The organism is Nocardia gipuzkoensis (assembly GCF_021183645.1).
Classification (GTDB): Bacteria; Actinomycetota; Actinomycetes; order Mycobacteriales; family Mycobacteriaceae; genus Nocardia; species Nocardia abscessus.
Map to the genome: position 1 here is coordinate 1,828,767 of NZ_CP089225.1, position 12,031 is coordinate 1,840,797.

The 12,031-nt window shown below is 67.9% G+C and carries 15 protein-coding genes; 11 read left to right on the top strand and 4 right to left on the bottom strand.

The genetic code is table 11. The features are described 5' to 3' along the window. Positions 1 to 227 precede the first annotated feature (227 nt). A complete protein-coding gene (locus LTT66_RS08235; RefSeq protein WP_233065647.1) occupies positions 228 to 1,031 on the top strand; it encodes an acyl-[acyl-carrier-protein] thioesterase in 804 nt (267 codons plus the stop codon). A gap of 71 nt (positions 1,032 to 1,102) precedes the next feature. On the opposite strand, the gene LTT66_RS08240 is transcribed toward LTT66_RS08235, so the two are convergent. Next, positions 1,103 to 2,773: an FAD-dependent oxidoreductase gene (locus LTT66_RS08240; protein WP_233065649.1), complete on the bottom strand. Its 1,671-nt coding sequence runs from the start codon at positions 2,771 to 2,773 to the stop codon at positions 1,103 to 1,105. Positions 2,774 to 2,955: 182 nt separating this feature from the next. On the opposite strand from LTT66_RS08240, the gene LTT66_RS08245 reads away from it, so the two are divergent. Beyond that, positions 2,956 to 3,447 (top strand): SixA phosphatase family protein, encoded by a 492-nt coding sequence (locus tag LTT66_RS08245; RefSeq protein WP_233065651.1) that lies wholly within the window; start codon positions 2,956 to 2,958, stop codon positions 3,445 to 3,447. A 22-nt stretch (positions 3,448 to 3,469) separates the two neighbouring features. Here LTT66_RS08245 and LTT66_RS08250 read toward each other — a convergent pair whose 3' ends face one another. Then, positions 3,470 to 3,673 carry a hypothetical protein gene (locus tag LTT66_RS08250; RefSeq protein WP_043698854.1) on the bottom strand — a complete coding sequence of 68 codons (204 nt, stop codon included), beginning with the start codon at positions 3,671 to 3,673 and terminating at the stop codon, positions 3,470 to 3,472. Positions 3,674 to 3,731: 58 nt separating this feature from the next. Between LTT66_RS08250 and LTT66_RS08255 the strand changes: the two genes are divergently transcribed. The 9 genes from LTT66_RS08255 to LTT66_RS08295 all read left to right on the top strand — a co-directional run bounded on the left by LTT66_RS08255 (position 3,732) and on the right by LTT66_RS08295 (position 11,128). Further along, positions 3,732 to 4,100, top strand: a complete 369-nt coding sequence (locus tag LTT66_RS08255; RefSeq protein WP_181724440.1) for a glyoxalase superfamily protein — start codon at positions 3,732 to 3,734, stop codon at positions 4,098 to 4,100. 115 nt (positions 4,101 to 4,215) lie between these two features. Then, the gene (locus LTT66_RS08260; protein ID WP_233065653.1) at positions 4,216 to 4,701 is read left to right on the top strand and encodes a MerR family transcriptional regulator; all 486 of its coding nucleotides are present in this window, start codon (positions 4,216 to 4,218) and stop codon (positions 4,699 to 4,701) included. Next, entirely contained in the window at positions 4,698 to 5,708 is a 1,011-nt protein-coding gene (locus tag LTT66_RS08265; protein WP_233065655.1) for an aldo/keto reductase, read from the top strand. The genes LTT66_RS08260 and LTT66_RS08265 overlap by 4 nt, the downstream gene beginning before the upstream one ends. A 26-nt stretch (positions 5,709 to 5,734) precedes the next feature. Next, positions 5,735 to 6,028 carry a putative quinol monooxygenase gene (locus LTT66_RS08270; protein WP_233065657.1) on the top strand — a complete coding sequence of 98 codons (294 nt, stop codon included), beginning with the start codon at positions 5,735 to 5,737 and terminating at the stop codon, positions 6,026 to 6,028. 111 nt (positions 6,029 to 6,139) lie between these two features. Further along, on the top strand, positions 6,140 to 6,934 hold the full coding sequence (locus tag LTT66_RS08275) for a GNAT family N-acetyltransferase (protein WP_233065659.1): 795 nt from the start codon (positions 6,140 to 6,142) through the stop codon (positions 6,932 to 6,934). Next, positions 6,931 to 7,920, top strand: a complete 990-nt coding sequence (locus tag LTT66_RS08280; protein WP_233065661.1) for a pirin family protein — start codon at positions 6,931 to 6,933, stop codon at positions 7,918 to 7,920. Before LTT66_RS08275 ends, LTT66_RS08280 begins: the two co-directional genes overlap by 4 nt. A gap of 144 nt (positions 7,921 to 8,064) precedes the next feature. Beyond that, positions 8,065 to 8,568, top strand: coding sequence for a hypothetical protein (locus LTT66_RS08285; protein WP_233065663.1), 504 nt, complete (start codon positions 8,065 to 8,067; stop codon positions 8,566 to 8,568). Continuing rightward, the gene (locus tag LTT66_RS08290; protein ID WP_233065665.1) at positions 8,565 to 9,725 is read left to right on the top strand and encodes an MAB_1171c family putative transporter; all 1,161 of its coding nucleotides are present in this window, start codon (positions 8,565 to 8,567) and stop codon (positions 9,723 to 9,725) included. The genes LTT66_RS08285 and LTT66_RS08290 overlap by 4 nt, the downstream gene beginning before the upstream one ends. Beyond that, positions 9,722 to 11,128, top strand: coding sequence for a cytochrome P450 (locus LTT66_RS08295; RefSeq protein ID WP_233065667.1), 1,407 nt, complete (start codon positions 9,722 to 9,724; stop codon positions 11,126 to 11,128). Before LTT66_RS08290 ends, LTT66_RS08295 begins: the two co-directional genes overlap by 4 nt. 59 nt (positions 11,129 to 11,187) lie before the next feature. Here LTT66_RS08295 and LTT66_RS08300 read toward each other — a convergent pair whose 3' ends face one another. Further along, the gene (locus tag LTT66_RS08300) at positions 11,188 to 11,664 is read right to left on the bottom strand and encodes an SRPBCC family protein (RefSeq protein ID WP_181724448.1); all 477 of its coding nucleotides are present in this window, start codon (positions 11,662 to 11,664) and stop codon (positions 11,188 to 11,190) included. Then, complete coding sequence (locus LTT66_RS08305) at positions 11,661 to 11,993, bottom strand: ArsR/SmtB family transcription factor (RefSeq protein ID WP_233065669.1); 333 nt, start codon at positions 11,991 to 11,993, stop codon at positions 11,661 to 11,663. The genes LTT66_RS08300 and LTT66_RS08305 overlap by 4 nt, the downstream gene beginning before the upstream one ends. Positions 11,994 to 12,031 lie beyond the last annotated feature (38 nt).

Below are 12,031 nucleotides of genomic sequence, written 5' to 3' on the forward strand. Positions count from 1 at the left end.
CGTGGTGACCTGCGCCTGCGCGCCGCCGGTCGCCGCCGCCCCATGGGACGGGTCCGCGCTCCCGACGCCGGACGGAAGACCCCATTTCCGCTGGCCCAGGTCCCAGCAGGCGGACTATTAAGGAGGTACGGACGGCTCGACGCGAGGGTGTGACGTACGCCCCGTAAAGTCGTCACAACAGCACCGCATGAAGAAACGCGGCACACCGTGCAGCGCGAGGAGCACAAGTGTCACTCGATCAGCCACTCGCCCCGCTTCCCCAGGAGGGCATGGGCTTTGCTTCGGCGTGGCCCGTCCGGGCTGGTGATGTGGATCCCTATGACCGGTTGCGGTTCGATGCCGTCGCCCGCTACCTGCAAGATATCGCCTGGGAAAACCTGCATAAGACGTTCTTCCACCGGACCGACCCGAACTGGATCATCCGCCGGACGGTCATTGATGTCATCCGCCCGATTCTGTGGCCGGACGAGGTGCGGCTGCTGCGGTGGTGCTCGGCGATGTCCACCCGGTGGACGAACATGCGCGTGCGGATCACCAGCGGAAACGGCGGATTGATCGAGACCGAGGGCTTCTGGATCAATATCAGCGAGTCCACCGGGATGCCCGCGCGGATCAGCGACGAGGGCCTGGCCTACCTCGCTCGCACGTCCACCGAGCACCGCCTGCGGTGGCGGCCGTACCTGACCGACGCCACGCCGCCGGAGTCGGACACCGACCTGCCGTTCCCGGTGCGCGCCACCGACATCGACCAGTACAACCATGTCAACAACGCCTGTTACTGGCAGGCGGTGGAACAGTTCCTGGTCGAATACCCGAAGCTGCTCGCGGGACCACATCGAGCGGTGATCGAATACGTGGCGCCGGTGCTGGCACGTCAGCATGTGAGCGTGCGCAGCCGGTACGAGCCGGGTGACCGGACGGGACAGCCGGTGCTGCGGCTGTGGTTCGTGGTCGGCGGAACCACCACGACAGTGGTCCGCATCATGCCGCTGCCCGCCTCTCCGGGTATCCCGGCCGTACCAGTCGAGTGACGCGGGATTCGCGTTCAGGTCCTGCGTGGGGTGGCCGGTCGAATCCAAGGATCCGACCGGCGTCCTGATCGTCAGCCGCGGGCGGCTTTGAGGAGGTCTTCCCGGGTGGTGAACTTGATTCGGGGGCGGCCAGCGGACTTGCCCGCGGACTTCTCCGCTTGGTCGATCGCTCGCCAGCCCGCGCGGTCGACCAAGTCGGCCTGACGCTCGGCGAGCAGGGCCTTCAGGGCGGCGCGGTCGGCTTGCGGCGCAGCGAGTTTGCCCGCGGTGAAGTCGGCGAGCAGCAGCTCCACCGTCTCCTCGGAGTCGGTCCGATTCGAACCGATGACGCCGCGTGGGCCACGCTTGATCCATCCGCTGACGTACACGCCGCTCAGCATCGTCCCGTCCTCGCCGATGACCCGGCCGTGCTCGTTCGGCACGACACCGCGCCGCTCGTCGAACGGCAGCTCGCCGACCCGCTCGCCGCGGTAGCCGATCGACCGCAACACCAGCGAGGTGTCGATGGTCTCGGTGCGGTCGGTCGGCCGCGCCACGAGCTGACCGTCTTCCTCGAACAGCTCGTTGTGCACGATCTCGATGGACTCGACCCGCTCGGTGCCGGTGAGCGCGATGGGGGAAGTCAGATAGCGGAACACGATCCGCTTGTTGCCTTCCGCCCTGCGGCCGCCGGCGTACTCCTGGGCCAGGGTGTACTTCAACGCCAGCGACGGCTCCACCTGTGGATCGTCGACGATCGCCTGGCTGGCGTGATCCAGTTCCAGGTCGGTCTCGTCCACGACCACGTCCACGCCCTTCAGATGCGCGAGCGCCAGGAATTCCGGCGAGGTGTAGGCCGCCTGGAGCGGACCCCGCCTGCCGAGCACGACGACTTCGCGAATATTGCTCTGCCGCAGAGCCTCCAGCGCGTGGTCGGCGATATCGGTCTTGGCGAGTTCGTCCGGGTCGACGGTCAGCACGCGCGCCACGTCCAATGCGACATTGCCGTTGCCGACGATCACGGCCCGCTCGCCGGACAGGTCGAAGGTCCGGTCGGCGAAGTCGGGGTGGCCGTTGTACCAGGCGACGAACTCGGTGGCGGAATGGCTACCCGGCAGGCCCTCCCCCGGGACGCCCATCCTGCGGTCGCTGGAGGCTCCTACCGCGTAGATCACCGCGTGGTGGTGGCGCAGCAGTTCCTCGTGCGAGATGTGCGTGCCCACCTCGACATTGAGGTAGTACTGCAACGTCTCACGACGGAACGCGGACTCGAACATGCCCGAGACCGTCTTGGTGCCGGGGTGATCGGGCGCGACGCCCGCCCGCACCAGGCCCCAGGGGGTGGGCAGCCGGTCGAACATCTCGATCTCCACGTCGGCCCTGCGCAGCAGTTCGTCGGCCGCGTAGCAGGCCGCGGGGCCCGCGCCGACGATCGCGACTCGCAGGGTGCCCAGCTCCTTCGGCGGACGCGCGGGGGTGACGATCGGATCGAAGTTCGATTCCAGCGGATGCCGTTGGAAGTAGGCGGCATTGATGTCGCGGAACCGTGCCAGCGAAGCCGTCAGGTCGTCCTCGGAGAAGATGGCCTCCACCGGGCACGCGTCGACACAGGCGCCGCAGTCGATACAGGTGTCGGGGTCGATGTAGAGCATCTCGGTCGTCGCGAACTCCGGCTGATCCGGGGTAGGACGGATGCAGTCGACCGGGCACTCGGAGACGCAGCTGGCGTCGTTGCAACAACGCTGCGTGATTACGTAGGCCATATTGTGCTGATCCTCGAAGAAGTACGTGGGCTGTGGCCACCCATGGGGTTGTGGTGGACAGATGAGCGGCGTCCGTCACGATCGCCACGGGGATCGCCCGCGGCAACGCGTGATGTGATGCCGCTTTCAGTTTGCCTCGAGTGTGGTCGAGACCTCGCGCCCGGAGGCCTTACCGTATCTGCATGGCGCGGACTCTGATCCTCATGCGGCACGGCAAGTCGGCGTATCCGCAGGGCGTCGACGATCACGAGCGACCGCTGGCTCCGCGCGGCCGGCGCGAGGCCGCACTCGCGGGCGATTGGTTGCGCGACACCCAGCCACCGATCGACGCCGTGCGCTGTTCCACCGCAACGCGAACCCGCGAGACGCTCACCGCCACCGGCATCACCGCGCCGGTCGTCTTCGAAGCGGGAATCTACGAGGCCGCGCCGGAGACGCTCATCGAACTGGTCCGGCTCAGCGACGAGGACGTCGCGACCCTGCTGGTCATCGGGCACGCGCCGGGCATGCCGTGGACGGCGTGGGAGCTGGCGGGCAATCGCGACGGCACGGCCGCCGTCGAACTCAGCCGGAAGTTCCCGACCTCGGCGCTGGCGGTGCTGCGCTTCGACCGCGCCTGGGCGGACGTCGACACAGGTACCGGAGAGTTGACACACTTCTGCATCCCGCGCTGACCGCACGCGATGGAACGCGCGGTCAGCGCAGTAACTTGCCGCCGACCACAACGACCCCACCGAGGACGAGCAGCAGCGCGAACGCGGCAAGGCCGCCGAACAACCACCACACCACGCCGAGCGCGAGCGCGAACGGCGCGATCGCGACAGCGGTGATCACCGGGCTTTCCTTGACCGTCGCCCAGGCCGAACGAGCCCTGATGCGGTCGATGTCCTTTCCAGGCATGTCCCCAGCGTAAGCCGGAATCCGGGACTTTGTCGGCGCACGATGGAATGCTCGCCGGATGGACTGGAAAATCGAGCTCGTCGCCATTCCCGTGACCGACGTCGACCGCGCCAAGGACTTCTACACCAAGATCGGTTTCAATGCCGATCACGACCACCGGGTCAACGAGAACCTGCGCTTCGTACAGCTGACCCCGCCCGGTTCGGGTTGCTCCATCTGTCTGGGCGAGGGCATCACCGAGGCGGCGCCGGGCAGCGTCGAGGGCATGCAGATGGTGGTCGCCAGCGCCGAGGACGCCTACCAGCAGTTGATCGCCGCCGGTGTGGACGCCACTCCGGTCCAGGATCTCGGCTGGGGCCTGTTCACCTTCTTCGCCGATCCGGACGGCAACAAGTGGGCCGTCCAGCAACTGCCCGTCTACAGCTGAGCGCGCGATCGCTTTCCGTCGACCGGCGGGCGCTGGAAAATCGCACACAACCCCTTGCTTGGAGTGCACTCCAGGTAACTAGCGTCATCGTTGTTCAACGGGAAAGGCGAGTGCAGTGAGCGTTCGAGAACACAGCGCGGCCGGGAACGAAACCGCGTCCCCGGCGAGCGCGAGCGACGACCGGGAGCTGCCGCGGTATTCGATCGGCGAGGTGTCCGAGCGTTCGGGACTGAGCCGGGACACGCTGCGCTGGTACGAGCGGATCGGGTTGATGGACTACATCGGCCGGGATCACTCCGGTAAGCGCCGGTTCAGCGACCGGGATCTGGAATGGCTGGCGCTGATCGGCCGCCTGCGCACGACCGGTATGTCCGTGGCGGACATGGTCCGCTACGCCGAGCTGGTGCGGGCCGGAGACACCACGCTCCGGCAACGGCTGGAGATGTTCCGGGACACCCGCTCCGAGGTACTCGCCAAGATCGATGAACTTCGTCAGACCCTGGCCGTGCTGGACCACAAGATCGCCCTGTACGAGGGCAAAGTCGAGGCGGACCCGCCGGCCATGGTCGCCACGCACGACAGCGAAGGGATCAAGGTATGACAACGGTCGGCACGCTTCCCACCACCACACTGGGCACCGGCGGCATCCGAGTGGGGACGCAGGGCCTCGGCTGCATGGGCATGAGCGAGTTCTACGGGCCCAGCGACCTCACCGAATCCCGGGCGACCCTGGATCGGGCGCTGGAGCTGGGCGTCACGCTGTTCGACACCGCCGACGTCTACGGCTCCGGGCACAACGAGGAATTCCTCAGCGATTTCGTCGGCGCCCACCGCGACCGGGTCGTACTCGCCACCAAGTTCGGCATCGTCCGCAAGGCCGACGACCCGGCCTACCGGGGCTTCGACAACTCCCCCGCCTACATCCGCGGCTCGGTGGAGGGCAGCCTGCGCAGGCTCCGGATCGACACCATCGATCTGTACTACATGCACCGCAAGGACCCCGCCGTGCCGATCGAGGACACGGTCGGCGCAATGGCGGAATTGGTGCGGGAGGGCAAGGTGCGTGCCCTCGGCCTGTCCGAAGTGACCGGCGCCGAATTGCGTGCGGCGCACGCGGTGCATCCGATCGCGGCCGTGCAGTCGGAATGGTCGCTGTTCTCCCGGGACGTCGAACGCACCGCGGTGCCCGCGGCGGCGGAGCTGGGCGTGACGTTCGTGCCGTACTCCCCGCTGGGACGCGGCTTCCTCACCGGCTCGTTCACCGGCTCCACGGACGCGAAGGACTTCCGTTCCTCGATGCCGCGCTTCTCCGGCGAGAACGCCACCCGCAATGCCGAGCTGCTCGGCCCGCTGCGGGCCATCGCCGAAGCACGAGGCATCACGCTGGCGCAGGTAGCGCTGGCTTGGGTGCACGCACAGGCCGGTGTGCACGGCCTCGCGGTGGTCCCGATTCCCGGCACTCGCAGCCGGACCCGGCTCACGGACAACGTGGCCGCCGCGACGATCGCGCTCACCGCCGACGAATTGGCGACGCTGGAACCGATCGCGGGCCAGGTCGCCGGAACCCGGTACGCGGATATGACATTCACGTCGGCGGGCCGGGAATAACCCACACCAGAACGGGAGAGACGCCCATGTCGACGTTGACGCTCAACGTGCGGTTCCTCGCCAAGCCGGGTCGCGAGGCGCAGTTGCGGAATCTGCTGCAAGACATGATCGAACCGACGCTCGCGGAGGACGGCTGCCTCAGGTACGAGCTCTACCTGCATCCCACCGACCCGAGCCGGATGGTGCTGCTGGAGGAGTGGACCGGCGAGGACGCCTTGGCCGCACACTTCCGGACGCCCCACCTGAAGACCTTGGCGACGGCGTTGGAGGACGTTCTGGTCGAGCCGTTCCAGCTTCGGCGGTTCACCGAGATCGGGTGAACTCGCGTCGCCGCATGCCTCGCCACCGACCCGCAAACCTCCGGACCGAAGTCCGCTTATTCGGCGGCCTCGTCTGCGCCGTTCACCGGCGGGGTCTAACATCCCATGAATATGAGGCTCGAAACACCGCGTGAGCGCGTCTGGATCGACAAGCAGACGCCGACCGCGTTCCGCGCGCTGAACAGTGTCGCGAACGAGGTCAGGGCCGCCGCGGCGGCGGTGGGGCTGGATCGCCGGATCATCGAACTGATCAATCTGCGCGTCTCCCAGCTCAACGGATGTGCGTACTGCCTCGACGTGCACTATCGCGCCGCCGCGGCGGCCGGGGCCACCGAGCAGGAGATCGCGGTGCTGCCGGGGTGGCGGCGCGGTGGCACGTACACCCCGTTCGAGCGGGCCGTGCTGGCGATCGCGGAAGTCACCGCGACGCTTCCGGACGAAGCCGCCATCGAGCGTGAGTACGCTTCCGCCCGCCGGTATCTGACGGATGATCAGCTGTCTGTCGTCGTCTGGGTGGCCACCACGATCGGCGCGTTCAACCGGGTCTCGATTCTCAGCAAACATCCGGTCCGCGCACGGAAGGAGAAGGGAAACATGATCGAAGCAGCTTCGGAATCCAAGGTCGTCCGCAACGACGAGCGGCATCGCTACGAGGTGTTCCACGGCGGGGAACTGGCCGGTTTCGCCGACTACGAGGAACGCGACGACGAGACGGTGTTCACGCACACCGAGATCGACGGCGCGTTCTCCGGCAAGGGTCTCGGCTCGGTCCTCGCCGAGAAAGCCATCGAGGACGCCGTCGCGCGTGAGCGCGTGATCCGGCCGCTGTGCCCGTTCATCAAGGCGTACCTGGACAAGCACCCGCAGTACGACGCGCACGTGATCGGCAAGGGCGTCACTCGGTGAGCGATCTGGACGCACGTCCGGCCGAGACGCTGTGCGAACCCGCGCCGGGGCCAGGCCCGGTCGCGGAGCGGTATCCGGCACGTGAAGTGCCGCTCGGCGGGGTGCGCGGCGTCTTCGTCGAACGCGTGCTGCCGCAGCGCGATCTGCCGACCGTCGGCGCGTGGTGCTTCCTCGACCGCTTCGGCTCGCCGACGGTCACCCGCACGGGCGCGCCGCCGGACATCGATCCACACCCGCACATCGGCCTGCAAACGGTGACCTGGCCGTTCGAGGGCCGTATCCGGCATCGCGACTCGGTCGGCTCGGACGTGGAGATCGAACCCGGCCAGCTGAACCTGATGACCTCCGGGCGCGGCATCGCCCATTCCGAGTACGCGGTCGAGGGCGCGCCCGCCGGGCACGGCTTGCAACTGTGGATCGCGCTGCCCGGTGACCGCACCGGCATCGACCCGCACTTCGAGCAGCATCGCGAACTGCCCATCGTCGACGCACCCGGCCTCCGGGCGATCGTGCTGATCGGCTCGCTGGCCGGGGTGACGTCGCCGGCGATCGCCTACACACCGATCGTCGGCGCCGACGTGCGGGTGGAGCCGGGCGCCGACGTCACCCTTCCGCTGGACCCTCGTTTCGAGCACGCGGTGCTGGTGCTCGAAGGGCAGGTCACGGTCGCGGGCACCGAACTCGCCCCTGGTCCCCTGCTGTACCTGGGCACCGAACGCGACGAACTCCGGCTCGGCAGCGCCGGTGGCGCGCACTTCGCGCTGATCGGCGGCGAGCCGTTCGGCGAGGAACTGGTGATGTGGTGGAACTTCGTCGGCCGCAGCCATGAGGACATCGTCACCGCGCGGGCCGATTGGGAGAACCACGACGTGACCCGCTTTGCCGACATCACCGGCCATACCCCGCAGCAGCGTATTCCCGCGCCGCCGCTGCCCGGACTGCATCTGAAACCGCGCAAGCGCCGCATCGGCCCGGCCCGGGACTGATCGCGGCCCCACTCCATTCGGCTTCGCTCGCCGTGCACCGGCACCGCCGCCGTCCGGTGCCACCCCCACCTCTCGACTCCGCCGGTGTCCGCTGGGCGCGGTAAAGTCCGATCACCACAACGTTTTTGGTGGGAGGGGGGGTCGATGGACGAATCGACGCAGCGGGTGATGGCTGCGCGCGAGGCCGTGATGGAACTGGTTCCGTCGCCCTGGAACAGAGAAAAGTTCCTGACCGCCCTAGGGGAATGGCGCGGGCGGCCCATCGAGCTGATCCCGGTCGCTTCGGCCCTGCTACCGGGGGCCCTGGAGCCGGGCCGCGGGACACCGTGCGGGCTGTGGCTGGAATGCACGAATGTCGACGTGATCGCCTACGCCGCCGGCACGACCGATTTCCATATCGACCAGATCATCGCGCACGAGACCGGCCATATGGTGCTCGATCACAACGCCGGGTCCGCGGGCCTGACCGGGGTTCAACGGCTCCTGCCGAGCATCGATCCGACCCTGATCCGGCGGGTACTCGGACGCAGCGAGTTCGCCGACCACCAAGAGGACGAGGCAGAGCTGTTCGCGGACCTGCTTCTGTCCGGCGTCTCGCGCTGGCGCTCCTCGCGGCCGATGCGCTCGTTCTGGGGCGGTGAGGGGTGACCTCCTCGGCCCCACCGGTCATCGCGTGGCTGATCATCGCGGGCAGCGCGGCGGCGGCCCTGTTGCGGCTGGTGTGGCTGCACGGCGGGTCACGGCCCAGCGAGCGCCACGTGACCTATGCCCTGATCTGCGCGGTGATCGCGGCGCTCCTGCGCGAAGGGTCCGTGCAGCACGCGCTTGCCGACGCGGGACTGCTCAGCGTGGGGTTCACGAGGCAACTCGGGACCACGTTCATCGTCGCGACCTTCGCGCCGCTGATCGTGCTGGCGCAATCGTGGTCGGAACGGTGGTCGGAGCAGTCCTCGGAAAGCTACCGGCGGATGCGCCGGGCCGTCTGGTGCGCGGCGGGCGTCTCGATGGTGCTGATGCTGCTTTTCGGCGCGCACGCCCGTGCCCTGGGGCAGTACATCGACCGGACCGAAGGCTGGCAAACGGTCGCCTACTTCGCGTTCTTCTCCGGCTGGTGCGGCGCGACCGGCCTGCTGGTGCTCGCGGCCAGTGTCCGGGAGCTGCGCGCGGGCCAGTTGCGCCCTTCCCACAAGCTCACCTACCTGCTGATCCTGATCGTCGGTGGTTGGACGCTGGAAGAGGCCGTCTCCATCTTCGCCAGCTCGGTCTGCGCGGCGACCGGGACGGGCGCGGCGTTCGTCGACTTCCGGTTCCACGCCAACGAGAACAACTTCGTCTACATGGTCGGTCTCGGCTCGCTGGCCGCGGGCGTCCGGGTAGGCACCGAAATCGCGCGCAGACTGGGCATCGACTCGGCCTCGCGAACCGTACGGCAGCTGACGCCGATGTGGCGGGATCTGGTGACCACGTGCGCCGAGATTCCGCGCCCGTCGCAACCCGACCCGGACCTGGACCCGCGACGGCGCCTGCACCGCATGACGGTGGAGATCCGAGACGCGCTGCTCGTGCTCGGGCGATTCGCCGAGCCGATACCGGCCGACGTGCCCGCCGAGGTCGCCGAGGCGGTGCAGATCGCGCGTGCCCTGCATCGCAAAGCCGAGGGCGCGCAGCCGGGTTCCTATCTCCGGCTGCACGCCTCGGCGCCCGGCCGCGACATCGTCGACGAAACTCGGACGCTGCGCCGTATCGCGCGGCATTGGGGCCCGGCACAGACCTACCTTTGCGCACAACTGGACGGAGCGAGATGACTACGACGAACTCCCAGCGGCGAATCCGGGCGAGTGACCGGGAGCTGCCGCACCCGCCTTTCCGACTACCGATCGTCGGCGACGTATGGGATCTGCACGTCACCGACAGCAGCCAATGGGGGATGCGCGGCGCGCGGAAATACGGCGGGATCTACGAACGCAACATCTTCGGGACCCGAGTGACCTACGTGTCGGAGCCGGACCTGTTGCGCGAAATCAACGACGACGCGCTGTGGGCCAAATTCCTCGGTGTGCCGATCCGGGACCTGCGGACCGTCGCCGGGGACGGACTGTTCACCGCGCACAACTCCGAACCGAACTGGGCCAGAGCCCACGCCATCCTCGCGCCGTCGTTCACCGCGGCCGCCATGCGCGGCTACCACGCCACCATGCGGACCTGCGCCGCCGAACTCGTCGAATACTGGACGGCCCGCGCGGGCGAGTGGGTCGACGTGCCCGCCGATACCAACAAGGTCGCGCTGGAAGTCATCGGGCGAGCCGCGTTCGGCTACGAGTTCCAGTCGTTCACCCGCACCGATCCGCACCCGGTGGTCGCCGCGATGCTGCGGGCCCTGACCTACATCAACCGCGCCGCCTACTCGCACCCGCTCGTCGAACGCACGGTGTTCCGCGAGCAGCGTGCGCAGCACCGGCGAGACGTGGAACTGGTCAACGGCACGATCGATGAGGTGATCGCACGGCGTCAGCGGGAGGGCGCGGGTGAGCACGGGGATCTCCTGGACCGGATGCTGACCGTGCCGGATCCGGAAACGGGAAAACTGCTCGACCCGACCAATGTTCGCCACCAGATCCTGACGTTCCTCACGGCGGGACACGAGACCACCGCGGGCGTCCTGGCGTTCGCGCTGCACTATCTGTCGATCAATCCGGCGATCGCCGCTCGCGCCCGACAAGAGATCGACGAGGTCTGCGCGGGCGACAGCCTCGCCTTCGACCAGGTCGGGAAACTGCGCTACGTGCGGCGCATCGTGGACGAGACCCTTCGGCTGTGGCCCACCGCGCCCGGATATTTCCGCAAAGCCCGTGCGGACACGATGCTCGGCGGGCGCTATCCGTTCGAGCAGAACGAGTGGGTGTTCATCGTCCTGCTCCAGCTGCATCGGCACGAGCTGTGGGGCGCGGATCCCGAACAGTTCGATCCCGACCGTTTCCTTCCGGAGCGCGTGCGCGGCCGCCATCCCGAGCTGTACCGGCCGTTCGGCGTGGGCATGCGCGCCTGCATCGGCCGCCAGTTCGCGCAGCACGAGATGGTGCTGATCCTGGCCACACTGCTGCGGACCTTCGATCTGACCCCGGAGCCCGATTACGTACTGCGCGTGAAAGAGACGATCACATTGAAGCCGGATCGGCTGCGCCTCAGAGTTTCCCGGCGCGAGGGCTAGCCACCACCCGCTTCGGCCCCGCTCACCCGACCGGCGACCGGAGCCGAAGCGTCCGTGGCTCAGCCGCGCGCGAGCAGTGCGTCCAGTGCGCGGTAGCTCTCGTTGAGCCCGGTCTCCATGCCCGACTGGAGCATTCCGTCCCGCTCCTGCGGCGTGTGGAACTGACTGTCGGTGACCACCTTGGTGCGGCCGTCACCGAGATCGACGAAGCTGACGCTGTCGATCGCGACATAGGCGGGCATGCCGTCCCACTCGAAGGAGTACACGATCCGCTCCTGCGGGGTGACCTCACGGAAGCGGCCCTCGAAACCGTGGGTTCCGTCGTCGGCGTGCTCGACGAAACGCCAGTGGCCGCCCGGACGGAATTCCCAGCGCTCGATATCCAGCCGGTTGCCACGCCCCCACCATTGGGCGAGCAGCTCGATCCTGCTATAGGCGTCCCACACCCGCTCGCGCGGCGCGTCGAAGACCCGCTCGACGTGGATCGCCCGGTCGGTGTCGGTCGTGACGACGGCGTCGTTCGTGGTTGTGCTCATCGGTCCTGCTCCGTTCGCTCGAGGAATTCGCCGAGACGGTCCATCCGTGCTTCCACCATCCGCCGGTAGCCCTGCATCCAGGCCAGTTCGCGATCGAAGACGTTCGCACCGAGGCGGCAGTACCGCACCCGGCCGCGCTTCTCCGTGACCACCATGCCCGCCGCCTCCAGCAGCTGGATGTGCTTCTTGACGCCGGTGAGCGTCATCTCGAAGCGCTCCGCCAGCTCGCTGACGGTCGCCGGCCCACTGCCGAGGCATTCGAGAATCCCACGCCGGGTGGGATCCGCGAGCGCTCCGAAGGAGGCATCCAAGAAGTCATACTGAACCATCTAGTTCAGTGTTGCTGAGATAGCCGCGGACGTCAAGA

Bases quoted from the DNA above. Each gene is read 5' to 3' on its own strand.
- LTT66_RS08240 (WP_233065649.1), bottom strand. From the start codon at position 2,773: ATGGCCTACGTAATCACGCAGCGTTGTTGCAACGACGCCAGCTGCGTC.
- LTT66_RS08245 (WP_233065651.1), top strand. From the start codon at position 2,956: ATGGCGCGGACTCTGATCCTCATGCGGCACGGCAAGTCGGCGTATCCG.
- LTT66_RS08250 (WP_043698854.1), bottom strand. From the start codon at position 3,673: ATGCCTGGAAAGGACATCGACCGCATCAGGGCTCGTTCGGCCTGGGCG.
- LTT66_RS08255 (WP_181724440.1), top strand. From the start codon at position 3,732: ATGGACTGGAAAATCGAGCTCGTCGCCATTCCCGTGACCGACGTCGAC.
- LTT66_RS08265 (WP_233065655.1), top strand. From the start codon at position 4,698: ATGACAACGGTCGGCACGCTTCCCACCACCACACTGGGCACCGGCGGC.
- LTT66_RS08270 (WP_233065657.1), top strand. From the start codon at position 5,735: ATGTCGACGTTGACGCTCAACGTGCGGTTCCTCGCCAAGCCGGGTCGC.
- LTT66_RS08275 (WP_233065659.1), top strand. From the start codon at position 6,140: ATGAGGCTCGAAACACCGCGTGAGCGCGTCTGGATCGACAAGCAGACG.
- LTT66_RS08285 (WP_233065663.1), top strand. From the start codon at position 8,065: ATGGACGAATCGACGCAGCGGGTGATGGCTGCGCGCGAGGCCGTGATG.
- LTT66_RS08295 (WP_233065667.1), top strand. From the start codon at position 9,722: ATGACTACGACGAACTCCCAGCGGCGAATCCGGGCGAGTGACCGGGAG.
- LTT66_RS08300 (WP_181724448.1), bottom strand. From the start codon at position 11,664: ATGAGCACAACCACGAACGACGCCGTCGTCACGACCGACACCGACCGG.
- LTT66_RS08305 (WP_233065669.1), bottom strand. From the start codon at position 11,993: ATGGTTCAGTATGACTTCTTGGATGCCTCCTTCGGAGCGCTCGCGGAT.